The following is a 23,734-nucleotide window of genomic DNA, read 5'->3' on the forward strand; positions in this document are numbered from 1 at the left end:
GAATTCTCCCGTTTCGTGAATGCCCGCCGATCAGGCGAGCGTGAGCGCGGCCGGATTGAGATCGATGCCGGCATGGAGGTCGACCCATGCCTGGTCCCGGTCCTCGACGACGCCGACCATCAGATATTCGGTCGGCGGTGCCGGGTCGGCGAGCCCGGTCGGACGCGCGTAGAGCATGGCGCGGGTCGCGATCGACAGCTTGCCGGTGACGGTGGTGACGGAGGTATCGAAGGCGATCGGGTCGATCCGGCTGGAGCCCGGCGACCAGACGCGGTCATAGAGCTGCCCATCCAGCGTCTGGAATTGCGGCCAGCCGACCAGACCCTGGTCGGGATTGAGCCAGACGTCCCAGGTCTCCTCGTCCGGCGGCGATTCGCGGTCGAGCAGGGTGAAGAAGCGGCATTCCTCGACCTGGCCGGCCGGCGAAACCGCCAGCTGCAGGAAGGCGCCGCTGTCGCCCAGGTGCAGGCGCGTCAGCGAGACTGCGCCCGATTGCAGCAGCGACACGGCCGAAACGACCAGCTTGTCGCCACCGGTCGGGTCCTGGACCTTGGTGGCGCCGGCTGCCAGCACGAACGGCGTCGGATCGGGCTCCATAACCATGCCGACGCGGAACAGGCTGTGATGATAGGGCGCGCCCGACAGCTTGTATTTGATCAGGTTCGCAAGCGCCTGGAACGTCGACATCGGCGGAAGACCTTACGCTAAGGGAGATCAGGCGAGGCGCGAGCGGCGGAACAGCATCAGCCCGCCGACCACGACCGCCATACCCAGCACGAAATAGAGCACGGGATGGCCGCTGCTCGGCGCGGGCTGCGGCGCCACCACATGTTCCGAGGCCAGCGCCAGCTCCGGCTTGGTGTCGGGCGGCATATAGTTCGGATCGCGCGGCTGGCCGTTCATCGCCTGGGTGCGGGCGTCCAGATCGTTCAGCTTCTGGCGCAGGTCGGCATTGTCGGCCGACAGCCGGTCGGCCTCGCGCCGCCAGTCGGTATAACCCGGGTCCTGCTGGTGATTGTAGAACCAGGCGGCGTGGCTGGCGTTGCTGACCGAATCGAGCATGAACCACAGGAACAGCGCGTCCCACATGCCGAACGACGAGTAAGACCGATAGGCATAGACGGGCGGCCCCCAGCCCATGCCGCCGTACCAGCTGCTGCGGCTGGAATACCAGCTGTCGTAGCTGGTGTAGCGGCCCGAATAACCGCTGAACGCGGGCGTCACCGGGGCGGGCGGCGCCGACTTCGCGTAGGCCGCCCGTTCCTGCTGGGCACTATAGTTTTTGAGCGCGCTGCCAGACGCCTGGCGCGATAGTGCCGCGTCGCTGCCGGATTGCGCCGGGCGGGGCGCTGCCGTCGTCGTCGATGGCGCCTGGCCGGGCAGCGCATAGCCCCGGGCTGAAGAGCCGCTGCTGGACGAGGACGGTGCCGCCTGCTGCGGCGCCGGTGCCGGGGAGACAGGTCGGCTGTAGCCGTTCGAGGACCGCCCGGACGACGAGGAACCGGCGGATTTGGCATCGGCCGAGCCCGGGTTCAATACCAGGAACGCCGACATCACTAAAACGACGGCTGCATTCACCCAATTGCGCATGAGCGGAGTCCGATGCCTCTTGTCTGATTGCCGGCCGCGGTGAATTGCGTTCGGAGATATAGCGTCCGACGCATCGGGCGCAAGGGCCGATCGCTGCCCGGGGGCCTCGGTCGGCAGAACGGCGGGCTTCCCCGGCCTCCGCGACGATGCTATGCCGCTCGCCATGGATGAGGAAGACCAGGATATCGCCGCCCGCCTGTACGTGACCGCGCCGCTCGCGGCCGGCCTCGCGGTGCCGCTCGATGCCGACCAGGCGCACTACCTGCGCGCGGTGTTGCGGCTCGGCCCGGGCGGCGCGATCAGCCTGTTCAATGGCCGGGACGGGGAATGGCGTGGCCGCCTGGTCGAGCTGGGCAAGCACAAGGGCCTGATCGCGCTCGAGGCCCGGACCCGCGCCCAGGCGGCCGAACGCGACCTGTGGCTGGCCTTCGCGCCGGTGAAGCGCGCGCGGATCGATTATATCGCCGAGAAGGCGACCGAGCTGGGCGTCACCCGCCTGCTGCCGGTCATGACCCGGCGGACCAACGTGGCCCGCGTCAACGTCGAGCGCCTGCAGGCGAACGCGCGCGAGGCGGCCGAGCAGACCGAACGGTTGAGCGTGCCGCAGGTGGACGCGCCGCAGCCGCTCGATCGGCTGCTGGACGGGTTCCCCGCCGGACGGCGCCTGATGGTGTGCGACGAGACCGGCAGGGCGCCGTCGATCGCCACCCTGCTGGCAGATCCCGTGGCGAGAGCCGCGGACTGGGCGATCCTGATCGGGCCCGAGGGCGGCTTTGCGCCCGAAGAGCTTGACGCCCTTCGTAAACTTCCGTTTGTTACCGCCGTCGGGCTGGGGCCCCGGGTCCTGCGCGCCGACACGGCGGCGCTGGCGGCCCTGGCGGTTTTCCAGGCGCTCGCGGGCGATTGGAATACCGCACGCGGGACCCTTCTTTCGGCTGCCGCCGTCCCCATCTGATCCATTCCTTATCCAGACCCCCCGGGGTCGCACTTTCGCCAGAGGCCCCGACCGCCATGTCCGCACCCCCGAACGCGCGCGGCGCCACCATCGCCCACAAGCATCAGCTCGTGGAATATCTGGCCGAGGGCTCCAAGCCCGAGGCGGCGTGGCGTATCGGCACGGAGCACGAGAAATTCGTGTTCCGCCTGGCCGACCATCGCCCGGTCGGCTACGACGGGCCGCAAGGCATCCGCGCGCTGCTCGAAGGCATGCAGCGCTTCGGCTGGGAACCGGTCTACGAGAACGACCAGCCCGTGGCGCTGTTGCAGGGCCTGTGCTCGATCACGCTCGAACCGGGCGGCCAGTTCGAGCTGTCGGGCGCGCCGCTCGAGACGATCCATGAGACCTGCGCCGAAGTGAACGGCCATCTGCGCCAGGTGCGCGAGGTCGCGGGCGAGCTGGGCATCGGCATGATCGGCCTGGGATTCGAGCCGAAATGGACCCGTGCCGAAATGCAGCCGATGCCCAAGGCGCGCAGCGACATCATGCGGCGCTACATGCCCAAGGTCGGCACGCTCGGCCTCGACATGATGCACCGGACCTGCACGGTCCAGGTCAATCTCGACTTCTCGTCCGAAGCCGACATGGTCAAGAAATTCCGCACCAGCTTGGCGTTGCAGCCGATCGGGACGGCGCTGTTCGCGAACTCGCCCTTTTCCGAGGGCAAGCCGAACGGCTTCCTGTCCTACCGCAGCAACGTCTGGACCGACACGGACAACGACCGATCGGGAATGCTGCCTTTCGTGTTCGAGCAAGGCTTCGGCTTCGAGCGCTATGTCGACTACCTGCTCGACGTGCCGATGTATTTCGTCTACCGCGACGGCAAGTACATCGACGCGGCGGGCCAGTCGTTCCGCGACTTCATCGCCGGCCGCCTGCCAGCGCTGCCGGGCGAGCTGCCGCACATGGGCGATTGGTCGGACCATCTGACGACGGCGTTTCCCGAAGTGCGCCTGAAGAAATTCCTGGAGATGCGCGGCGCCGACGGCGGCCCGTGGCGCCGGCTCTGTGCGTTGCCGGCCCTATGGGTCGGCCTGCTCTACGACGCCCAGGCGCTCGATGCGGCGCACGAGCTGATCAAGGATTGGACGGTCGAGGAAATCACTCAGCTGCGCGCGGCGGTGCCGCGCCAGGGCCTGGCCGTGCCGTTCCGCGGGCGCACCCTGCGCGAAGTGTCGCTCGACGTACTGGCGATCGCCCGCGGTGGCCTGCATCGCCGCGCCCGGCGCAACAATGTCGGCGACGACGAGGGCTTCTTCCTCGACACGCTGTTCCAGATCGCCGGCTCCGGCCGGACCCCGGCCGAGGAACTGCTGTCGGACTACGAGGCGAAATGGCACGGCTCGGTCGATCCGGTGTTTACCGACTACGCCTACTGAGCGGCGTGGCCGCCTTTCCCGTCACGGGCGGGAACCGAGGGCCTGACCGGAGGACCCGATGCGCGCGATCCAGACCGTTCTCGTGGCCCTGATCGTCGCGGCCATGCCCTTGTCCCGCGCCAAGGCGGACGGCACATCGCTTACCGGGGCCGATGCCTATGGCGATTGGCACAGCGATGCGCCCGACATGGCACGGCTGATCCGTCCGGGCGACACGCCGCCGCCCTATGCCAGCCGGTCGGCCAGCAGCACGCCGAGCGTGGTCGCGCGGCCGGCCGGCGCGACGCTCCGGGTGCCGCCGGGCTTCGCCGTTGCCGAATTCGCCCACGGCCTGACCAATCCACGCCAGATCCGGGTGGCGCCGAACGGCGACATCTTCGTCGCCGAGAGCGAGGCAGACCGGATCCGGGTGTTGCGCGCGGCCGATGGCGCCGCGACGCCGTTGACCAGCCAGGTCTTCGCCGACGGGCTGGACCAGCCGTTTGGCATCGCCTTCTATCCGCCCGGCCCCCGTCCGACCTATCTCTATGTCGCCAACAACAATTCCGTCGTGCGCTTCCCCTATCGATCGGGCGAGTTGAAGCCGCTCGGCAAGGTCGAGGTCGTAGTGCCGCGCCTGACGCCCTCGACCGGCGGCCACTGGACGCGCGACATCCAGTTCTCGCCGGACGGCAAGCGGATGTTCGTCTCGATCGGCTCCGGCTCGAACGATGCCGAAGGGCTGCCAGTACGCGGTGCGGAGGCGCGGGCCGCCTGGGAAACCACCCATGGCGTCGGTGCCGCCTGGGGTGCGGAGGAGAACAAGGCCGACGTGCTGGTCTTCACGCCCGAGGGCGGGGCGCCGCATCCCTACGCGACGGGCTTGCGCAACTGCGTCAGCCTGGCGTTCGAGCCCGCCCACGGCGTGCCCTGGTGCGTGACCAACGAGCGCGACGGCCTCGGCGACAACCTGCCGCCGGACTATGCGACCGCCGTGCGCGATGGCGGCTTCTATGGCTGGCCCTGGTTCTACATCGGCGATCACGAGGACCCGCGCCACAAGGGCGAACGCCCCGATCTCGCCGGCCATCTCACGGTCCCGGACGTGCTGCTGCAGCCCCATTCGGCGCCGCTCGGCATCGCCTTCTACGATCCGCCGGCGGGTGCCGAGGCCGCTTTCCCGGAGGAGTATCGCGGCAGCGCCTTCGTCACCCTGCATGGCTCGTGGAACCGCTTGAGGCGGACCGGCTACAAGCTGGTGCGCCTGCCGCTCAAGGACGGCGTGTCCGACGGCAGCTACCGGGATTTCCTGACCGGCTTCGTCGCCAGCGACGATGCGGTCTGGGGCCGCCCGGTCAGCGTCGCCGTCGCCCATGACGGCGCATTGCTGATGACCGAGGACGGCAACGGCACGATCTGGCGTATCGCGCCCACGGGCCGCTAATCGCCCAGTGCGTGCAGCGCCAGCTCGCGCCGGTGCGGCCGGCGGCGGTGCTCGAAGACATAGATGCCCTGCCAGGTGCCGAGCACCATCCGGCCCTGTTCGAACGGGATCGACAGCTGGGTCTGGGTCAGGGCAGCGCGAACATGGGCCGGCATGTCGTCCGGTCCCTCGTCGGTATGGCGATAGAGCGGGTCGCCCTCCGGCACCAGCCGGCGGAAGAACGCGATCAGGTCGCGCTGCACGTCCGGGTCGGCATTCTCCTGGACGAGCAGCGAAGCGGAGGTATGGCGGCAGAAGATCGTCAGCAGCCCGTCGCTGAGGCCGGTCTCGCCCAGCCAGCGGACCACGCGGCCGGTGACATCGGTCAGGTCGCCGCCGCCGGTCTCGATGCTGAGCCGCGTCCGGGCCTGCCTCATGGCTGGGTGCGCCGATCGATCGCCTCGACGAAGCCCATCCAGCGGCCTTCCGGCCCTTGGCAAGTTTCGCCGGTCGTCGGATCGGTCAGGATCACCCCGCCGAAGCGCCACAGCTTGCGCCAGTTATCGAGCTCGCCCAGCCCCCGGTCGTGTACGCGTCGCTCCAGCCGGTGCGCGACCCAGCGTTGACCGATGGTCTGATAGATCAGGAAGCCCACCACGGCGCCGGTCAGGCCGGGCACCAGGCCGAAGTGCCACCAGACCAGGCCGACCAGGATCACGATCGCATAGGCCCAGCGATTGCCGTCGGCCTCGAGCGCCAACGGGAAATCCATGTGGGACAATTTCTTGCGATCGATCGCGACCCGGATCTGCGCCGTCTCGTGCAGGGTGCGCAACCGGGCCAGGATTGCTCGTTCGTCCTGCGGCGCGGTCGGCGCGAGGGCAGGAGGCGGCTCGATGATGCTCATCGGTCTTTCCAACCATGATTCCGACGGGGCATCAAGCGGCATCGGCCGTGCGCAGGGCATACAACGACCGGATGCCGGTGCGGGCGATCGCCTGCAGCGTGGCCGCGTCGGCGCCGTCCCGCGCCATGATCGACATGCCGTGCTGCAGGGCTGCGTAGAATGCGGCGGCGGCCCCATGGTCGAAATCCGACGGCAGCTCACCATCCGCGACGGCGCGTGCGAACCGCTGGTCGAGGCGGGCGACATTGTCGGCACGACGGGTGCGCAGCGTTTCGCACACCACCGCATCACCGCGGCCGCTGAGGCTGGCGCCCAGCACGATCAGGCAGCCGGGCGGCTCGCCCGGAGTGCTGTAAGCCTCCGCCGTTGCCAGCAGGAACCGTTCGATCGCGCCGGCGATCGTCGTCTCGTCGTCGAGCGACTGCCAGATCCTGAGCCCGACGGTCGCCTGATACAGCTCGACCGCCTCCCGGAACAGCGCCTCCTTGCTGCCGAAGGCCGCGTAGAGGCTGGGCGAGCCGATGCCCATGGCCTGGGTGAGATCGGTCATCGAGCTGTCCTCGAATCCCTTCGCCCAAAACAGCTCCATCGCGCGCAGCAGCGCGGTTTGGCGGTCGAAGCTCCGGGGGCGGCCGCGTTCAGCCATGGATCTCTCTTTCTGTGTCGTCCGATATATAAATAGCTTGACCGGTATCGGCAAGCCGTTCATTAATTCTGTATCAATCAACACAGAAAGAATGCGCCATGTCGAATCTCACCGGGAAAGTTGCACTGGTCACCGGCGGCAGCCGCGGCATCGGCGCCGCGATCGCACGCCGCCTCGCGGCGGACGGGGCCGACGTGGCCCTGACCTTCGTCAAGGGCGAACGCGAAGCGGCCGTCGTGGTCGGCGAGATCGAGGCACTGGGCCGCCGCGCCTTGGCGATCCGGGCCGACAACATCAGTGCTGCGCAAGTGGAAGCGGCCGTGGCCGCGACCGCCCAGGCCTTCGGGCGCCTCGACATCCTAGTGAACAACGCCGGCATCTTCCGCCGGGGGACGGTCGACGTTCTGACGATCGAGGATTTCGATGCGACCATCGCCGTGAACCTGCGGGCCGCCTTCGTCGCCGCCAAGGCCGCGGCCGCGATCATGGGCGAGGGGGGCCGGATCGTCTCGATCGGCAGCAATCTGGCCGTCAGCGCGCCCAATCCCGGCATCAGCCTCTATACCGCCAGCAAGGCGGCGCTGGTCGGCCTGAGCCAGGGGCTGGCGCGCGACCTGGGTCCGCGCGGCATCACGGTCAATGTCGTCCATCCCGGCTCGACCGACACGGATATGAACCCGGCCGATGGCCCTGCCTCGGCGAACCAGCGGTCGCGCATGGCGACGACGGGCGGCTTTGCCGATCCGGCCGAAATCGCCCGCGTCGTGGCGTTTCTCGCCTCGCCCGAAGCGCGCTCGGTCACCGGCGCCGCCTGGACCATCGACAATGGCGCCAACGCGTGAGCCGTCGCGGAGTCGGGCGATGGGATGGCGCAATCCTGGCATTCGGGGCGACCGTCGTGGTCGCCAGCGAGTTCATCGTCATCGGCCTGGCGCCGCCCATGGCCCAAAGCTTCGCGCTGACCCTGGAACAGGCCGGCTGGTTCGTGACCAGCTTTGCCTTGGGATCGGCGATGCTGGGGCCTTTCGCGGCCCTGGCCGCCCGGTCCCTCCGGGCCGACCGGGCAATGCTGGGGGCGCTTCTGCCATTCTCGGCCGCAATGCTCGTGCCGCTGTTCGGGCAGGCCTGGTGCTTCTGTCTGCTGCGGGTCGTCCAGGGTGCGGCATTGCCCTTGTTCATCAGCGTTGCCGGCGACACGCTGGGCCGCGTGTGGGGCAACGATGCCAGGGCCACGGCGCGCCTCTATCTGGGTGTCGTGTTCGGCAGCATGTTCGCGGCACCGGCCGGCGCGGCACTTGCCGACCTCGTCGGTTGGCAACCGTGCTTCGAACTGCTGGGCGCCGTCACGCTGCTCGCCATGATCGGCATCCTCATCCGGAAACCACTGCGCGTGAGACCGGTATCGGGAAACGGCTTGCGCGATGACGTGGCGCTGCTGGCGAGCCCCGCGGTCCGCAGGCACCTTCTCGTCTCGCTGGCGCACTTCGCCGCGATGTTCTGCACCTACGCGTTTCTCGCCGGCATTCTGCAGCAGGACGGCGTGGCGGCGCACGCGACCGGCGGATGGCTGCTGCTGTTCGGGCTGGCCGGGGCCGTCGGGAATATTGCCGCCGGGCGGTTGTCCGCGGAAAAGACGCGGGTTGGCGCGGTCTTCACCATCACCGTTCTTAGCCTGGCCAGCCTCGCGCTGCCGTGGCTCGGATCGGCGCCGTTCCTGCTGCCGGCCGTTCTGTGCGCCTGGGGTGCTGCGCACTCGGCGTCGTTCGTGATCTGTCAACTCCGGGTGACGCGATCGGCGCCCGCGGCACCGCGGCTCGCGGCGGCGCTGAACATCTCGGCCGCCAATTTCGGCATTGCCGGCGGATCGATGGCGGGTGGGCAGGCGCTTGCGGCCGGTGGTCTGCCGGGATTGTCGGCGGCGGGACTGGCGCTCTGCGCCGTCACATTGGCCCTGGCGCTCGGGGCGCCCTACCGGACCGCCGCTAGCTCGGCTTGAGCGCGCCGGGATTGGTCAGCGCGGTCAGCACGTGGTCGCGCCAGGCACCGTCGATATAAAGGTAGTCGCGGGCGATGCCCTCCGGCACGAAGCCCAGGCGCCGGGCCAGTGCGGCGCTGCGCTCGTTGGCCGGCATGTAGTTCACCATGATCCGGTGCAGTTTCAGCACGTCGAACACGTGGCGGATCGCGGCCTCCAGCGCCTCGCGCATCAGCCCTCGGCCCTCCAGCCGATAATCGAGCGCATAACCCAGATAGCAGGCCTGGAACGGCCCACGGAAGATCTGGGTGAAGTTCACCACGCCCCGCACCGGGCCCGCAAGGTCGCGCTCCGTGAACAGCATCAGCCGCAGTGCCATGCCGGCCTTTTCGTCGGCGGCGAATTGCTCGAGCCGGCGGCGCCAGTTCGCGACCGACAGTTCGTCGCTGCCGCGCGGCCCGCTCCAGCGCGCCATATGATCCCAGTTTTCCCGCTGATAAGCCACGACCCGCGGGGCCGCCTCGGGCGGGGCGAGGGTCAGGGTCAGGCGCGGCGTCTCGATCCGGGTCAGCGGCGCTACGGGAGCGGCGGTCATCGGCGGCTCACGACACCCGACCCAGCCGGGCCACCGACCAGCGCTTGGGCCGTGCCCATCCCTGTTCCGGCGGCATGCCCGACAGCGACATCCAGCGCGACCGGTGCCAGGCTGTGGCCGACACCTCGACGCGCATCTGGCCTCCGGCCGGCGGACCGTCGAGCCCGAGGGCGCCCCAGGGCAGCAGGCTTTCCGACGTGATGCGCGGCTGGTCGGCGCCAAAATAGCTGGTGCGCGCGCCCGTGACCGGGCGGCATTGCGGAGCCGGATCCGCCGGCACGGCGGCGATGCCGGCGCACAGCAGCGCGGTCATCGGCGGGTGATCTTTCAGGCTGGTGCGCGGCGGCAGGAAATAGAGCGTGAAATGCTTCACGCCGTTGCCGGCATCGACGCCCAACTCGACCCGGTACGCCTCGGCCAGGGGAAAGGCGCCGTCATAGGCCAGCAGGTCCAGGTCGTAATAGTCCTGCCCGATCGTGGCGAGCGCCAGCCCGTCGCGGTTCCAGGCGAGATAGGCCTCGCCGAACGGCACCTCGCCGGGTGCCGCGACCAGCGGGGGCAGCAGGGTCGCCTGTTTCGGCCAGTCGGCCAGTGTCTTGTCGCCGACCATGACCTCGGCATAGGGGATCGAGATTTCCTTGCGGTCGGTCTGGCGGGAAATGTCGGTTCCGGCTGCGGCATGCAGCGCCGGCACCTGCCCATTGACCGCGGACACCGCCGTCAACAGTCGCTCGTAGGGCCGGTTGTCGATGTCGACCAGGCCGAAATCATAATCCTCGCCATCGGCCCGGCCGCCCTTCGGATGATCGGCATATTGGAACCAGTGCATGCCGACCAGATCGGGAATGCGCGCGAACTGCCTGATCGCGGTCGCGGCCCCCTGGGCGCGCTCGGCCTGGGTCTCGACCGTCATCAGGTGGCCGTTGTTCTTGTTGCCGGTGCGGTTCTCGTTCGCGGCATAGAACCATTCCGATACCAGCACCGGCTTGCCATCGGTCAATTGATGCAGCCCGTCGAAGAAATAGCGGGCGACCCAGCCGTCAGGGCTGTCGACGTTGTAATTGGTGGCGATGACGTCGACATGCCGCGCCTCGGCCCGGATCGCAACCGGGTCGTAATAGATCGGCAACCGGTCGCCGAAGATCAGCGCCTGCGGGTCGGCGGCGCGGATCGACCGTTCGACCAGCGCGTAATAATGCTCGGCCACGACGCCGGTCCAGGCGCGCACGGCCTGGATGCCGTTGCCGCCCGGGCGCAGCCGGGTCACCGATTGCGTGGCGAGCAGCCGGGGCCAGTCCGTCGCCTCGGCGGGCGGCTGGAAATCGGCGGCGAACCGCTGCCAGTCGCTGCCGTAGAAGTCCTGGAGAAAAGCCACCCAGCGCTGCTTGGTGAAATTCGTGGCAGGCGCCTTGCTGTAGAACACGAACAGCGCGCCGTTCCACCAGCCGACCTCGTTGTCCGAGAAATAGCCGATGCGATAGGGACTGTCTTTGTAGGGACGGACCAGGGTGACGGCTTCGTCGCGCATCGCCTGCTCGGTCGCAGGGTCGAACGGATCGAACCAGTGGAAGCGGCCGAGCCGGCCCAGCTCCAGGTCGGGGATCTGCGGCAGCTTCAACTGGTCGGGCGGCAGCGACCAGCCGCCGGCCGAATTGAAGCCCCAGGACTTGACCCGGCTCGTGGCCTCGTCGACCCAGGCCGCGAGGCTGGGCGCAAAGGCGGTCCAGCTGTACCAGACACGGTCGTTCGCGACGCGCTCGGGCGCGCCGCCGTCGAGCACGTTGACGCCGGTCGAGAAGAACCGCTCGCCGCACGGCGTCGCCAGCCAGGCGATGCCATGGTCGCGGGTGACGGTCCAGCGGCTCGACGGCGCATGGTCGAGATCGCAGGCCGGTCCGTCCGCCCGCGCCGCGGCGACCGGGCCGCCGAGGGCGAGGCCCAGGCCGCATGCGGCCAGAAGGTACGAAAACCGGTTCATCGAGAGGTGCCGCGGCTCGGGTCGGGCGGCCTCAGGCCGCCGTGCCGCCGACGGTCAGCCCATCCATGCGCAGGGTCGGCTGGCCGACGCCGACCGGCACGCCCTGACCGTCCTTGCCGCAGGTTCCGATGCCGTCGTCGAGCTTCAGGTCGTTGCCGATCATGGTGATCTTGTGCAGCGCGTCCGGCCCGTTGCCGATCAGGGTGGCGCCCTTGACCGGCCGGCCGATCTTGCCATCCTCGATCAGATAGGCCTCGGACGCCGAGAACACGAACTTGCCGTTGGTGATGTCGACTTGGCCGCCGCCGAAATTGGCGGCATAGAGGCCGCGCTTCACCGATTTCAGGATCTCGTCCGGCGCGTGGCTGCCCGCCAGCATCAGCGTGTTGGTCATGCGCGGCATCGGATGGTGGGCATAGCTCTGGCGCCGGCCGTTGCCGGTCGCCGGCACGCCCATCAGGCGGGCGTTCAGGCGGTCCTGCATGTAGCCCATCAGGATGCCGTCCTCGATCAGCACGGTGCGGCTCGACGGCGTGCCCTCGTCGTCGACCGTAATCGAGCCGCGGCGGTTCGGGATGGTGCCGTCGTCCACCACCGTGACGCCGGGAGCGGCGATGCGCTGGCCGACCCGGTTCGAAAAGGTCGACAGGCCCTTGCGGTTGAAGTCGCCCTCGAGCCCGTGGCCGACCGCCTCGTGCAGCATGATGCCGGGCCAGCCGGCGCCCAGCACCACAGTCATTTCGCCGGCCGGGGCCGGCACCGCCTCCAGATTGACCAGTGCCGTCCGCAGCGCCTCGTCGACCTGGCCGCGCCACTGGCCGGGATCGAGGTAGAGATCATAGGCGGTGCGCCCGCCGGCACCGGCCGAGCCGGTTTCCATCCGGTCGCCGTCGCCGACCACGACCGAGACGTTGAGGCGCACGAGCGGGCGGATGTCGCCGACGCGCACGCCGTCGGCGCGCAGGATCTGCACGGCGCTCCATTCGCCCATCAGCGAGCACATGACCTGACGTACCCGCGGGTCGCGTGCCCGGGCATAGGCGTCGATCTCGGCCAGCAGCTTCACCTTGGCCTCGAACGGCACGGCCGACAGTGGATTGAGGTCGGTATAGAGCGCGTGGTTCGTGCCGCGCGGTGCTTCGGCCTGGGTGCCGCCGCGGCCCGTCTTGACCGCGCGCACCGTGTCGCCGGCCCGGCGGATCGCGGCCTCGCTCAGTTCGCCGGAATGGGCATAGCCGGTCGCCTCGCCCGAAATGGCGCGCAGGCCGAAGCCCTGGGCGGTATCGAAACTGGCGCTCTTCAGCTTGCCGTCGTCGAACGACAGGGCCTCGGACTGGCTGTATTCCAGGAACAGCTCGCCGTCGTCCATGCCGTCGAGGGCCGTGCCCACCAGCTTTTCGACGCGCGCGGGATCCATGCCGGTGCGTTCGAAAAACAGCGAATCGGTCGCGGCAAGATCGGTCATGGAACGGGAACTCCGGGCAGCGCTACGAATGAGTGACAAAGAATCATGATAGAGCGATGGTTCCGCCTCGGGAACAGCCGAAATGCCGCCCCCCTGCCGTATCGATGCCACACTCCCGCCAAAGCAAGGCTCGTGCGACAGTTCTGGGTGTTGTGACCCGATGCGCAGTTGCGGTAGGGTGCCCGCCATTCCTTGAATTGGCCTCATCCTTCACGCGTCTGGATGCTCGTCGGACCGATATCGGCGAGCGGTTTTTGTGAGGGGCGATGGCTCGAGCACCTATTTGGCAGGCAGGAAGAATATGAAGCGAACCGTCGGGCGGGTATTCCGGAGTTTCGCGGCACTGGTCGCCCTCGCGCTTTTCTCGGGCGTTGCGTTGGCCGACCAGCCGCATGATTGGCAGATCGGGTTCCAGGAGATGGTGACCCCGGTCGGCGACAGGCTGGAGTCGCTGCACGTATTGCTGATGTGGATCATCACGATCATCACGCTGTTCGTGGCCGTGCTGCTGCTCTATGTCGCCTATCGCTTCCGTGCGTCGAAGAACCCGGTCGCATCCAAGACTTCGCACAACACGCTGATCGAGATCGCCTGGACGGTGATTCCGATCCTGATCCTGGTCGTGATCGCTTTCCCCTCGTTCAAACTGCTCTATTTCCAGGAGCGCGTGCCGGAGTCGCCGATCACGCTCAAGGTGACGGGCCTGCAGTGGTATTGGCACTATGCCTATCCGGACAACGGCGACTTCGGCTTCGACAGTTACGGCATCGGCGAGAAAGACCTGAAGCCCGGCCAGCTGCGCCTGCTCGACGTCGACAACGAGGTCGTGCTGCCGGTCAACACGAACGTCCGCGTGCAGATCGCCGGCAACGACGTGATGCACAGCTGGTTCGTGCCCTCGCTCGCGGTGCAGAAATACGCCGTGGTCGGCCATCTGAACGAGGTCTGGCTGAACGTCGAGAAGGAAGGCACTTATTACGGCGAGTGCAACCAGATCTGCGGCGTGAACCATTCCGAGATGCCGATCAAGATCCGCGTCGTCTCCAAGGACGAGTTTGCCAAGTGGACCGAGACCGCAAAGCAGAAGTTCGCCCGCGAGGACACTGGCCCGACCGCAACCAAGCTGGCCGCAGCGGAATAATCCATAGGCACGGCACCGGGCGCGCGGCGATCGAACGCAGCGCCCGGCCGCAGCCCCCGACAAGACGAGAGGACCGAAGGGCAAGACCATGGCTGAAGCAACCCACGCTCACGACGACCACGGGCACCACCATCCCGGATTCGTCCAGCGCTGGCTGATGTCCACCAATCACAAGGACATCGGCACGCTCTACCTGATCTTCTCGATCATCGCCGGCCTGATCGGCGGCGGTTTTTCCGTGCTGATGCGCATCAATCTGCAGCAGCCCGGCGCCGTGCTGTTCCATGACGACCACCAGCTCTACAACGTGATCGCGACCGCGCACGGCCTGATCATGGTGTTCTTCGTGGTCATGCCGGCGATGATCGGCGGGTTCGGCAACTGGTTCGTGCCGCTGATGATCGGCGCGCCGGACATGGCGTTTCCCCGGCTGAACAACATCAGCTTCTGGCTGCTGATCCCGTCCTTCGCCCTGCTGCTGGGCTCGGCCTTCGTCGATGGCGGCGCCGGCACCGGCTGGACGATCTATCCGCCACTGTCGAGCAAGATCGGGCATCCAGGCGCCGCGGTCGACATGGCGATCTTCTCGCTGCATCTGGCCGGTGCGTCCTCGATCCTGGGCGCCATCAACTTCATCACCACGATCATGAACATGCGCGCGCCGGGCATGACCTTGCACAAGATGCCGCTGTTCGCCTGGTCGGTGCTGGTGACCGCGTTCCTGCTGCTGCTGTCGCTGCCTGTTCTGGGCGGCGCCATCACCATGCTGCTGACCGACCGCAACTTCGGCACGACCTTCTTCGACCCGGCCGGCGGCGGCGACCCGATCCTGTTCCTGCACCTGTTCTGGTTCTTCGGGCACCCGGAAGTCTACATCATGATTCTGCCGGGCTTCGGCATGATCAGCCACATCATCTCGACCTTCTCCAAGAAGCCGATCTTCGGCTATCTCGGCATGGCCTACGCCATGGTCGGCATCGGTGTGGTGGGATTCGTCGTGTGGGCGCATCACATGTATACAGTCGGCCTCGATCCCGACACGCGCGCCTATTTCACGGCCGCGACCATGGTCATCGCGGTGCCGACCGGCATCAAGATCTTCTCGTGGATCGCGACAATGTGGGGCGGCTCGATCGAGTTCAAGACGCCGATGCTGTTTGCCGTGGGGTTCATTTTCCTGTTCACGCTCGGCGGCGTTACCGGCGTCGTGCTGTCGAACGCCGGCCTCGATGTGGCGCTGCACAACACCTATTACGTCATCGCGCATTTCCACTACGTGCTCAGCCTGGGTGCGGTGTTCGCGATGTTCGCCGGCTTCTACTACTGGTTCGGCAAGATGTCGGGCCGGCAATATCCGGAATGGGCAGGCAAGCTGCATTTCTGGATGACCTTCATCGGCGTCAACCTGACGTTCTTCCCGATGCATTTCCTGGGTCTGGCCGGCATGCCGCGCCGTTATGTCGATTATCCCGAGGCGTTCGCCGGCTGGAACTTCGTCGCCTCGATCGGCGCCTACATCTCGTACGGCGCGACCCTGTTCTTCGTCGGCATCGTGCTCTACACGCTCGCCGCTGGAAAGAAGGTCGCGAACAACCCGTGGGGCGAAGGCGCCACGACGCTCGAATGGACCGTTTCCTCGCCGCCGCCGTTCCATACTTTCGACGAGTTGCCGGTCATCAAGTAACCGGACGGCCTAGAACCCTCGCTCCGGCCGCCGGTCTCTTCGTGACCTGCGGCCGGACGATCTTCGGATTGTGACTTTGACCGACGTGACCTCTGCCGAATACGTCGCCGGCGACGTTCAATTGAGCGCTGCCGGCGTCGGCGATTACTGGGCTCTCCTGAAGCCGCGGGTGATGTCGCTCGTCGTCTTCACCGGCTTCGCCGGCCTGTGGCTGGCACCGGGCCATATCCATCCGGTGCTGGCGGCCGTGGCCATCCTGTGCATCGCCGTCGGCGCCGGCGCGTCCGCCGCCATCAACATGTGGTATGACCGCGATATCGACGCGATCATGACCCGGACGATCGGCCGCCCTCTGCCAGCCGGGCGGATGCAGCCGAACGAGGCGCTGGCCTTCGGGGTGATCCTGGCGTCGGGGTCGGTCTTGATCATGGGCCTCGCGATCAATGCCGCGGCCGGCGCGTTGCTGGCCGGCACGATCGGCTTCTACGTCTTCATCTACACCATGTGGCTGAAGCGCAGGACGCCGCAGAACATCGTGATCGGCGGGGCCGCGGGCGCCTTTCCGCCGATGGTCGGCTGGACCGCCGTCACCGGCGACATCGGCCTGCCGTCGCTCGTGCTGTTCGCGCTGATCTTCTTCTGGACGCCGCCGCATTTCTGGGCGCTTGCCCTGTTCCGCTCGGGCGACTACCAGAAGGCTGGCGTGCCGATGATGCCGGTCGTGGCCGGTCCGCGCGAAACCAAGAAGCAGATGCTGATCTACACGCTCGTGCTGTGGCCGATCGCGGTGGCGCCCTATGTCATGGGCATCGCGGGCGCGGTCTATGGCGCGCTCGCGGCCGTGCTGTCGGTCTGCTTCACCGCCTTCTCGGTCCTGGTCTGGTTCGACCCGACCGACAAGTGGCCAAAGCGGATGTTCGCCTTTTCGATCCTGTATCTCACCCTGCTGTTCGCGATCCTGATCCTGGACCGCGCGCCTGGCGGGCTTTTGGGCTGATGGGCGCCATGTCGGTTTCGATGGAAGAATTCCTGAAGCGGCGCAAGGCGCGCAACCGTGCGATCCTGGCCGTGCTGGTCGGGCTGTGCGTGCTGTTCTACGCCATCACGATCGTCCGGCTGACGCATTAGGCCGATGGCCCGTTCCTCATCGCCCCGCAACCGACGGACCCTGGTGCTGCTGGTCGCCGTCGTCTCGGCCATGACCGGGCTCGCCTTCGCCTCGGCGCCGCTCTATCGCGTGTTCTGCCAGGCGACCGGGTTCGACGGGACGACCCAGCGTGCGGCCAAGGCGCCGGGCGCGGTCGGCGGCAAGCTCTATACCGTGCGCTTCAATGCCGACGTCTCGCCGGAACTGCCCTGGCGCTTCCAGCCGGTGCAGCCCTATGTGCGGGTGCACCCGGGCGAGCAGACCCTGGTCGCATTCCGCGCGACCAATGTTTCGAACCACGCGATCGTGGGCACCGCCGCCTTCAACGTCACGCCGCTGATCGTGGGTGCGTATTTCGACAAGATTGAGTGCTTCTGCTTCACCGAACAGACCCTGCAGCCGGGCGAGAGCGCCGACCTGCCGGTGACGTTTTTCGTGTCGCCGGAGATCCTCAAGGACAAGAACACGCGCGACCTCGACGCGATAACCTTGTCTTATACGTTTTTTCAGGCCAAAAATCCGGCCAAGCCGACGGCCGAGAGCCGGTCCGGTCCGGCCGATGCGGCACCGATCCAGGTCGGCGCGCTCGTGCCGACCGCCTCAACGCCTTCACTTCGTCCCGTGAAAGAGTCTTCCCGATGAGCGAAACCACCGCCGGTCATCCCAAGCACCAGTTCCACCTGGTCGCCCCCAGCATATGGCCTCTGATCTCGTCCCTGTCGGCCGGCGCCATGTTCGGCGGCACCGTGCTCGGCCTGCACGGGCATGGCTGGATCCTGGCCGAGGTCGGCTTCATGTTCGTGCTGTTCTGCATGTTCATGTGGTGGCGCGACGTCATCAAGGAGGCGGTGGTCGAAAAGCACCACACGCCGATCGTGCAGATCGGCCTGCGCTACGGCATGACCCTGTTCATCTCGTCCGAAGTGATGTTCTTCGTCGCCTTCTTCTGGGCGTTCTTCGCGTCGAGCCTCTATCCGGTCGGCGGCGTCTGGCCGCCCAAGGGCATCACCCCGTTCGACCCGTTCCATCTGCCGTTCCTGAACACGCTGATCCTGTTGCTGTCGGGTACCACGGTCACCTGGGCGCATCATTCGCTGATCGAGGGCGATCGCAAGGGCCTGCTGCAGGGCCTGGGCATCACCGTGCTGCTGGGCCTGACCTTCACCTGCCTGCAGGCGATCGAGTATGGCGACGCCTTGTTCACCTTCGACGGCAACATCTTCGGCGCGACATTCTTCATGGCGACCGGCTTCCACGGTTTCCACGTGATGGTCGGCACCATCTTCCTCGCCGTCTGCTGGGTCCGCGCCTACAAGGGCCAGTTCAAGCCGGATCATCATTTCGGCTTTGAGGCCGCGGCCTGGTACTGGCATTTCGTCGACGTGGTCTGGCTGTTCCTGTTCCTGGGCGTCTATGTCTGGGGCGGTCACGGCATCGTGCCGCCGGCCGAATAACCGAATGGCGGGCAGCGGCCGGAATTGATCCGGCGGCCCCGAACCCATGGCGGCGCCCGGCTGTCGGCTCGAGTATGCCGACGACGGCGCCGCCATTTTTCATGGCCCCGCCACCTGCCGGGCCATCCGAGTTCCAGCATGTCCACCCTCCAGCTTCTGAAGAGCCGCTTCCGCTTCACCTTCTGGCCGACCGTCTTCACCATTCCGGTGATCCTGCTGACGCTCTGGCTCGGCACCTGGCAGGTCCAGCGGCTGGCCTGGAAGACGGCACTGATCGCGGGCCGCGAGGCCGCACTCTCGGCCCCGCCGGTCCCGGTGCCGGAAACGCTCGACGCCGCGCGGACGCTCGATTTCCATCGGGTAGCGGGCGATGGCGTGTTCCTCAACGACAAGGAACTCTATATCGGCGCCTTCTCGACGCGCGACGTCGAGGGCTACCAGGTCGTGACGCCGTTCCGCCTCGATAGCGGCAAGATCCTGCTGGTCAACCGCGGCTGGGTGCCCGAGGCGCGCAAGGATCCGGCCAGCCGGGCCGACGGGCAGATCCAGGGGCCGACGACCATGGACGGCATCCTGCGCATCCCGGTCGTGCCCAAGAGCATGTTCAGCAGCCTGGTGCCGACGCCGGTGAACCGGCCGAACGAGAATTTCTGGTTCTATGTCGACGTGCCCGGCATGGTCGCCAAGGGCGGGCTGGATCCGGCCCAGGTGCTGCCGTTCTACGCCGAGGCCGGGCCGGCCAAGAATCCAGGCGGCTTTCCCGTCGGCGGCCAGACTCGCATCTCGCTGCCGAACGACCATCTGCAATATGCCATCACCTGGTACAGTTTCGCGGTCATCCTGGCCGCGATCTATCTGATCTACCACTATCGCAAGCCCGGCACCGCGCCGGACCAGCCTCGAGGTCCTACCCGATGACGCCCTATCAGCAACTCGAATCCCGTTTCGCCCGTCGCGGCACGCTTCAGGAAGCCCTCGCCGTCCTGGGCTGGGACCATAGCGCTATGATGCCGACGGGCGGCGCCAAGGCGCGCGGCGAGCAGATCTCGACGCTGGAGGTCATGGCCCACGAGATCCTGACCGCAGCCGAGTTGCCGGACCTGTTCGACGGGGCGCAGGGCCAGAACGAGCTCGACCCGTGGCAGCGCGCCAACCTCAAGGAAATGCGGCGTGACTGGCTGCATGCGACGGCGGTGCCCGGTACCCTGGTCGAGGCGCTGTCCAAGGCCAGCCTGGAATGCGAGATGCTGTGGCGCGAGGCCCGTCCGGCCAATGATTTCGCCCGGGTCCTGCCCAAGCTCGAAACCGTGCTGAAGCTGACGCGCGAGGTCGCGGCGGCCAAGGCGGCAAAGCTTGGCAAACCGCTCTACGATTCGCTGCTCGACGCCTACGAGCCCGACGGGTCCGCCGCCGAGATCGACCGGCAGTTCGCGGCCCTGTCGGCCTTTCTGCCGGGCGCCATCGGTGCGGCGATCGACCGGCAGAAGGCCCGGCCGGCCCCCTTGCAGCCGGAGGGTCCGTTCCCGATCGAGCGGCAGAAGCAGGTCGGCCTGAAGTTCATGGCGGCGCTGGGCTTCGATTTCGACCATGGAAGGCTCGACGTCTCGGCCCATCCGTTCTGCGGTGGCACGCCGGACGACGTGCGCATCACCACACGCTACCGCGAGGATGATTTCGCCCGTGCCATGATGGGCGTGCTGCACGAGACCGGCCACGCGCTCTACGAGCGCGGCCTGCCGGCCGATTGGCGGCGCCAGCCGGTCGGGCGCGCCCGCGGCATGAGCCTGCATGAAAGCCAGTCCCTGCTGATGGAGATGCAGGCCTGCCGCTCACGCGAATTCATCGAATTCGCGGCACCGCTGTTGCGCGACACGTTCGGCGGGTCGGGGCCGGCCTGGGATGCCGACAACCTCTATCGCCTGAACACCCGCGTTTCGCGCAGCCTGATCCGGGTCGATGCCGACGAGGCGACCTATCCGGCCCATGTCATCCTGCGCTACCGGCTGGAGCGCGCGATGATCGAGGACCGGCTGCAGCTGGCCGACCTGCCCGGCGCCTGGAACGACGGTATGCGCGAGCTGGTCGGCATCGTGCCGTCGGACGATCGCGACGGCTGCCTGCAGGACATCCACTGGTATGCCGGCCTGTGGGGCTATTTCCCGACCTATACGCTGGGTGCGATGACCGCGGCCCAGCTGTTCCAGGCGGCGACGGCGCAGGACAGCTCGATCCGCGCCGGCCTGTCCAAGGGCGATTTCACTCCGCTGCTGCGCTGGTTGCGCGAGAATATCCACACCCGCGCCTCGTCGGTCTCGGCCTCCGAACTGCTGACCGATGCGACCGGCAAGCCGCTCGACACGGACGCGTTCCAGCGGCATCTGCAGAACCGCTACCTCGCCGACTGACGAGGACGGGCTTGAAGTTCTCCGCGTCAATTTTCATATTAAAAACGACAATTGACGCGGAGGCTGAAATGGCGCTGCCGAAACTGCGCGAGATGCCCACGGCGGAAGCCCTGGAGATCCAGCAGGTCGTCGGTCTGCTCGGTGGCAGCCGCGCGCTCCGGCAGTCGCCGACCAGCACGATGGACGCCCATCGCATGTTGCTGGGCGGCCTGCCCCAGGCTGCCTTGCGCCACCTGCTGGGCAAGCTGGTCGTACTCGCCAAGACCGAATCCATCGAAAAAGCCGTGGGCATGAGCCTGCGCACCTTCCAGCGGCTGAAGGACTCGCCGGAAAAACATCTGAGCGTGGAGCAAAGCGGGCGGACCTGGAAGTTCGCCGGTATCCTGGCCAAGGCGACGGCAGTGTTGGGCTCGCAGCAGGAGGCTGAAATGTGGCTGGAGCAGCCCGCGGTCGGCCTCAACCAGGAGCGTCCGATCGACCTGCTGCAGACGCCGGCGGGGGCGGAACTGGTCGAGACCTTCCTGCGCCGCCTCGAGTACGGCGTCTACGCTTGACGCCGCTGCCGTCGCCGTTTGGCGGTACTGAAGTGGTCGCCTGGCGGCTCGACCACGCGAAATTCGCGGCCACCTGGGACAGCGGCGAAGGTGCCTACCAACTGGGCGGCCGTTGGAATAGCCGGGGGATCCGGGCGGTCTATTGCTCGATCGACCCCTCGACTGCGCTTCTGGAGGTTGCCGTACACAAGGGTTTCCGGACGCTCGACACGGTCCCGCATAGCCTGACGTCGCTGGTTGTCTCCGACCCTGCGACGGTTCACGTCGTCGATCCGGCCGACGTGCCCAACCCGAACTGGCTGCGGCCCGGCATCCCCAGCGCTGGCCAGCAGCAATTCGGCGATGCATTGCTCGCCGCCCACCGGTTCGTGGTGATCCCCAGCGCCGTCTCGACCCACAGCTGGAACCTGATCTTCGATCGTACCGTCGCGGCCGGCGCCTATGCCAGGCGCTCCCAGGAGGCGTTCGCGCTCGACACGCGGCTGCACCCGCCAGTCGGATGAGCGGCGCGCCCCTGCAGCGCAGGCGATGCTGCAATGCACAATTATTGCTCGTGAAAACGATGCGCAGCCCGATATGATCCTGTGCATCGGCGCCGATTTGCTCCTCAGCTTGCGGGCGCCTTACAAATACGGCTAAAGCGGGGGTGGACCTCGTAATGGGACCGCCCGGCTTGTCGCCGCGGCGGTTTTGTCTTTTCCGGAGGTTGCGGCATCTCATGAGCAACGGCGCGATGATCACGCTCGACGCGCTCGCCAAGCGGTTCCAGGGACCTGCAGGCCTGGTGACGGCGATCGACGACGTGTCGCTGACCATTGCCGAAGGCGAGATCTTCGGCGTGATCGGCCGCTCCGGCGCCGGCAAGTCGACCTTGCTGCGCGCGATCAACTTGCTGGAACGGCCGGACAGCGGCCGCGTGCTGGTCGGCGGCGTCGATCTGATGGGCCTGGCGCCTGATGCGCTCAGGCTCGAGCGCCGACGCATCGGCATGATCTTCCAGCATTTCAACCTGCTGTCCCGGCGCAGCGTGTTCGACAATGTCGCCCTGCCGCTCGAATTGGCCGGCCTGTCGAAGGGTGAGATCCGCGCGCGGGTCCTGCCGCTCCTGGAGCTGGTCGGGCTTTCCGACAAGGCGGGCCAGGTGCCGGCCAAGCTGTCGGGCGGCCAGAAGCAGCGCGTCGGCATCGCCCGCGCGCTCGCGGCCGAACCCAAGATCCTGCTGTCCGACGAGGCCACCTCCGCGCTCGACCCGCAGACCACCCGATCGATCCTCCGCCTGCTCAAGGACATCAACCAGCGGCTTGGCCTGACCATCGTGCTGATCACCCACGAGATGTCGGTGGTGCGCGAGATCTGCGACCGGGTCGCGGTCATGGAGACGGGGCGCATCGTCGAGCTGGGCTCGACCTTCGACGTGCTCACCCGGCCGACCCATCCGCTGGCCCGGGAAATCGCGCGCGGGCTGGAGCCGGAATTGAAGCTCGACCAGCTGTTCGGCGACCGGTTCTCGGCCCTGCCCGTGCCGGGCGGCAGCACGCTGCTGCGTGTCGCCTTCAGCGGGCCCCATGCCGAATCGCCTGTCATCGCCGAGTTGGTGCGACGCTTCAACGTCGACCTCAACATCCTGTCGGGCACGATCGACCATATCCAGGGCCGGCCCTACGGCGTGATGAAGGTCGAGGTCACCGGCGCGGTCGACCCGGTCATCGGCCATCTGAAATCCCTCGAACTCGGTGTGGAGGTGCTGGGCTATGTCCGAAGCGCTCTTAGAACAGCTCTTTGACAGTCTGACCGACACGCTGCTGATGGTCGGTACCGCCTCGCTGGTGGCGCTGCTGCTCGGCACCATCCTGGGGCTCGTGCTGTTCGCGACCACCGAGCGAGGGCTGTGGCGCCAACCGGCGACCAATCGCGTGCTGGGCGCCCTGGTCAATGCCACCCGCTCGACCCCGTTCATCATCCTGATGGTCGCGATCATCCCGTTCACTCGGCTGATCGCCGGCACCTCGATCGGAACCGGGGCGGCGATCGTGCCGCTGGCGGTCGCGGCCGTGCCGTTCTTCGCCCGTCTGGTCGAGTCGGCCCTGCGCGAGGTCGATCGCGGCCTGATCGAGGCCGCCCAGGCGATGGGCGCCACGCCCCGGCAGATCCTGGCCAAGGTGCTGCTGCCCGAAGCGCTGCCGGCACTGCTGCGCGGCCTGACGCTGACCATCATCAGCCTGATCGGCTATTCCGCCATGGCGGGCGCGGTCGGCGGCGGCGGGCTGGGCGATCTCGGCATCCGGTACGGTTACCAGCGCTTCAACCCGACGGTCATGCTGGCCGTGGTCGCGGTGCTGATCATCCTCGTGCAGCTGGTGCAGAGCCTGGGCGATCTCGCGGCCCGGCGCCTGCAGAAAAAGTAAGGAGATTTCC

At 67.3% G+C, this 23,734-nt stretch carries 25 protein-coding genes, 1 tRNA gene and 1 riboswitch; of the genes, 17 read left to right on the top strand and 9 right to left on the bottom strand.

What is annotated here, in order from left to right:
* Positions 1-30: 30 nt before the first annotated feature.
* Together VGV37_RS18655 and VGV37_RS18660 are read right to left on the bottom strand one after the other, a co-directional pair.
* Entirely contained in the window at positions 31-687 is a 657-nt protein-coding gene (locus VGV37_RS18655) for a DUF2491 family protein (RefSeq protein WP_326881247.1), read from the bottom strand.
* Between the two features lie 27 nt (positions 688-714).
* Positions 715-1,590, bottom strand: coding sequence for a hypothetical protein (locus tag VGV37_RS18660; protein ID WP_326881248.1), 876 nt, complete (start codon positions 1,588-1,590; stop codon positions 715-717).
* A 163-nt stretch (positions 1,591-1,753) separates the two neighbouring features.
* Between VGV37_RS18660 and VGV37_RS18665 the strand changes: the two genes are divergently transcribed.
* The 3 genes from VGV37_RS18665 to VGV37_RS18675 are packed head-to-tail and all read left to right on the top strand — an operon-like array spanning position 1,754 to position 5,389.
* Positions 1,754-2,545, top strand: a complete 792-nt coding sequence (locus VGV37_RS18665) for a 16S rRNA (uracil(1498)-N(3))-methyltransferase (protein WP_326881249.1) — start codon at positions 1,754-1,756, stop codon at positions 2,543-2,545.
* Positions 2,546-2,601: 56 nt separating this feature from the next.
* The gene (locus VGV37_RS18670; RefSeq protein WP_326881250.1) at positions 2,602-3,966 is read left to right on the top strand and encodes a glutamate--cysteine ligase; all 1,365 of its coding nucleotides are present in this window, start codon (positions 2,602-2,604) and stop codon (positions 3,964-3,966) included.
* 58 nt (positions 3,967-4,024) lie between these two features.
* Entirely contained in the window at positions 4,025-5,389 is a 1,365-nt protein-coding gene (locus VGV37_RS18675; protein WP_326881251.1) for a PQQ-dependent sugar dehydrogenase, read from the top strand.
* Here the strand turns inward: VGV37_RS18675 and VGV37_RS18680 are convergent.
* From VGV37_RS18680 to VGV37_RS18690, 3 genes are read right to left on the bottom strand one after another with little or no spacing between them, the layout of a single operon-like run.
* Complete coding sequence (locus VGV37_RS18680; RefSeq protein WP_326881252.1) at positions 5,386-5,805, bottom strand: secondary thiamine-phosphate synthase enzyme YjbQ; 420 nt, start codon at positions 5,803-5,805, stop codon at positions 5,386-5,388. The two genes, VGV37_RS18675 and VGV37_RS18680, sit on opposite strands and share 4 nt — an antisense overlap.
* Positions 5,802-6,275: a hypothetical protein gene (locus VGV37_RS18685; RefSeq protein ID WP_326881253.1), complete on the bottom strand. Its 474-nt coding sequence runs from the start codon at positions 6,273-6,275 to the stop codon at positions 5,802-5,804. Before VGV37_RS18685 ends, VGV37_RS18680 begins: the two co-directional genes overlap by 4 nt.
* Before the next feature lie 31 nt (positions 6,276-6,306).
* Positions 6,307-6,921 (bottom strand): TetR/AcrR family transcriptional regulator, encoded by a 615-nt coding sequence (locus tag VGV37_RS18690; RefSeq protein ID WP_326881254.1) that lies wholly within the window; start codon positions 6,919-6,921, stop codon positions 6,307-6,309.
* Between the two features lie 98 nt (positions 6,922-7,019).
* On the opposite strand from VGV37_RS18690, the gene VGV37_RS18695 reads away from it, so the two are divergent.
* Together VGV37_RS18695 and VGV37_RS18700 are read left to right on the top strand one after the other, a co-directional pair.
* Positions 7,020-7,763: an SDR family NAD(P)-dependent oxidoreductase gene (locus VGV37_RS18695; protein WP_326881255.1), complete on the top strand. Its 744-nt coding sequence runs from the start codon at positions 7,020-7,022 to the stop codon at positions 7,761-7,763.
* Complete coding sequence (locus tag VGV37_RS18700) at positions 7,760-8,917, top strand: MFS transporter (protein WP_326881256.1); 1,158 nt, start codon at positions 7,760-7,762, stop codon at positions 8,915-8,917. Before VGV37_RS18695 ends, VGV37_RS18700 begins: the two co-directional genes overlap by 4 nt.
* Here the strand turns inward: VGV37_RS18700 and VGV37_RS18705 are convergent.
* From VGV37_RS18705 to tldD, 3 genes are read right to left on the bottom strand one after another with little or no spacing between them, the layout of a single operon-like run.
* Positions 8,904-9,491: a GNAT family N-acetyltransferase gene (locus tag VGV37_RS18705; protein WP_326881257.1), complete on the bottom strand. Its 588-nt coding sequence runs from the start codon at positions 9,489-9,491 to the stop codon at positions 8,904-8,906. The two genes, VGV37_RS18700 and VGV37_RS18705, sit on opposite strands and share 14 nt — an antisense overlap.
* A 7-nt stretch (positions 9,492-9,498) precedes the next feature.
* Complete coding sequence (locus VGV37_RS18710; protein ID WP_326881258.1) at positions 9,499-11,469, bottom strand: hypothetical protein; 1,971 nt, start codon at positions 11,467-11,469, stop codon at positions 9,499-9,501.
* A 31-nt stretch (positions 11,470-11,500) separates the two neighbouring features.
* Complete coding sequence (gene tldD, locus VGV37_RS18715) at positions 11,501-12,934, bottom strand: metalloprotease TldD (protein WP_326881259.1); 1,434 nt, start codon at positions 12,932-12,934, stop codon at positions 11,501-11,503.
* Between the two features lie 301 nt (positions 12,935-13,235).
* Here tldD and coxB point away from each other — a divergent pair, with 301 nt between their 5' ends.
* The 6 genes from coxB to VGV37_RS18745 all read left to right on the top strand — a co-directional run bounded on the left by coxB (position 13,236) and on the right by VGV37_RS18745 (position 18,360).
* Positions 13,236-14,075 (top strand): cytochrome c oxidase subunit II, encoded by an 840-nt coding sequence (gene coxB / locus VGV37_RS18720; RefSeq protein ID WP_326881260.1) that lies wholly within the window; start codon positions 13,236-13,238, stop codon positions 14,073-14,075.
* Between the two features lie 88 nt (positions 14,076-14,163).
* Positions 14,164-15,759: a cytochrome c oxidase subunit I gene (ctaD, locus tag VGV37_RS18725; protein WP_326881261.1), complete on the top strand. Its 1,596-nt coding sequence runs from the start codon at positions 14,164-14,166 to the stop codon at positions 15,757-15,759.
* 76 nt (positions 15,760-15,835) lie between these two features.
* A complete protein-coding gene (cyoE, locus tag VGV37_RS18730; protein ID WP_414638031.1) occupies positions 15,836-16,756 on the top strand; it encodes a heme o synthase in 921 nt (306 codons plus the stop codon).
* Positions 16,757-16,764: 8 nt separating this feature from the next.
* A complete protein-coding gene (locus tag VGV37_RS18735; protein ID WP_326881262.1) occupies positions 16,765-16,887 on the top strand; it encodes a hypothetical protein in 123 nt (40 codons plus the stop codon).
* 4 nt (positions 16,888-16,891) lie between these two features.
* Entirely contained in the window at positions 16,892-17,548 is a 657-nt protein-coding gene (locus tag VGV37_RS18740) for a cytochrome c oxidase assembly protein (RefSeq protein ID WP_326881263.1), read from the top strand.
* Entirely contained in the window at positions 17,545-18,360 is an 816-nt protein-coding gene (locus tag VGV37_RS18745) for a cytochrome c oxidase subunit 3 (protein ID WP_326881264.1), read from the top strand. Before VGV37_RS18740 ends, VGV37_RS18745 begins: the two co-directional genes overlap by 4 nt.
* 5 nt (positions 18,361-18,365) lie before the next feature.
* On the opposite strand, the gene VGV37_RS18750 is transcribed toward VGV37_RS18745, so the two are convergent.
* A tRNA-Ser gene (locus VGV37_RS18750) sits at positions 18,366-18,479 on the bottom strand.
* Between the two features lie 19 nt (positions 18,480-18,498).
* On the opposite strand from VGV37_RS18750, the gene VGV37_RS18755 reads away from it, so the two are divergent.
* The 6 genes from VGV37_RS18755 (at position 18,499) to VGV37_RS18780 (ending at position 23,724) form a co-directional block, all read left to right on the top strand.
* Entirely contained in the window at positions 18,499-19,278 is a 780-nt protein-coding gene (locus VGV37_RS18755) for an SURF1 family protein (protein WP_326881265.1), read from the top strand.
* On the top strand, positions 19,275-20,765 hold the full coding sequence (locus tag VGV37_RS18760; RefSeq protein WP_326881266.1) for a carboxypeptidase M32: 1,491 nt from the start codon (positions 19,275-19,277) through the stop codon (positions 20,763-20,765). The genes VGV37_RS18755 and VGV37_RS18760 overlap by 4 nt, the downstream gene beginning before the upstream one ends.
* Positions 20,766-20,833: 68 nt before the next feature.
* The gene (parS, locus tag VGV37_RS18765) at positions 20,834-21,319 is read left to right on the top strand and encodes a type II toxin-antitoxin system Xre/ParS family antitoxin (protein WP_326881267.1); all 486 of its coding nucleotides are present in this window, start codon (positions 20,834-20,836) and stop codon (positions 21,317-21,319) included.
* Positions 21,316-21,822: an RES family NAD+ phosphorylase gene (locus VGV37_RS18770; RefSeq protein ID WP_326881268.1), complete on the top strand. Its 507-nt coding sequence runs from the start codon at positions 21,316-21,318 to the stop codon at positions 21,820-21,822. Before parS ends, VGV37_RS18770 begins: the two co-directional genes overlap by 4 nt.
* Positions 21,823-21,901: 79 nt before the next feature.
* Positions 21,902-21,979, top strand: a riboswitch (SAM riboswitch).
* A 73-nt stretch (positions 21,980-22,052) separates the two neighbouring features.
* Positions 22,053-23,102, top strand: a complete 1,050-nt coding sequence (locus VGV37_RS18775) for a methionine ABC transporter ATP-binding protein (protein ID WP_414638038.1) — start codon at positions 22,053-22,055, stop codon at positions 23,100-23,102.
* Positions 23,071-23,724 carry a methionine ABC transporter permease gene (locus VGV37_RS18780; protein WP_326881270.1) on the top strand — a complete coding sequence of 218 codons (654 nt, stop codon included), beginning with the start codon at positions 23,071-23,073 and terminating at the stop codon, positions 23,722-23,724. The genes VGV37_RS18775 and VGV37_RS18780 overlap by 32 nt, the downstream gene beginning before the upstream one ends.
* Positions 23,725-23,734 lie beyond the last annotated feature (10 nt).

Origin of the sequence: Aliidongia sp., assembly GCF_035943795.1 — a bacterium.
In the GTDB taxonomy this organism is placed as follows: domain Bacteria; phylum Pseudomonadota; class Alphaproteobacteria; order ATCC43930; family CGMCC-115725; genus Aliidongia.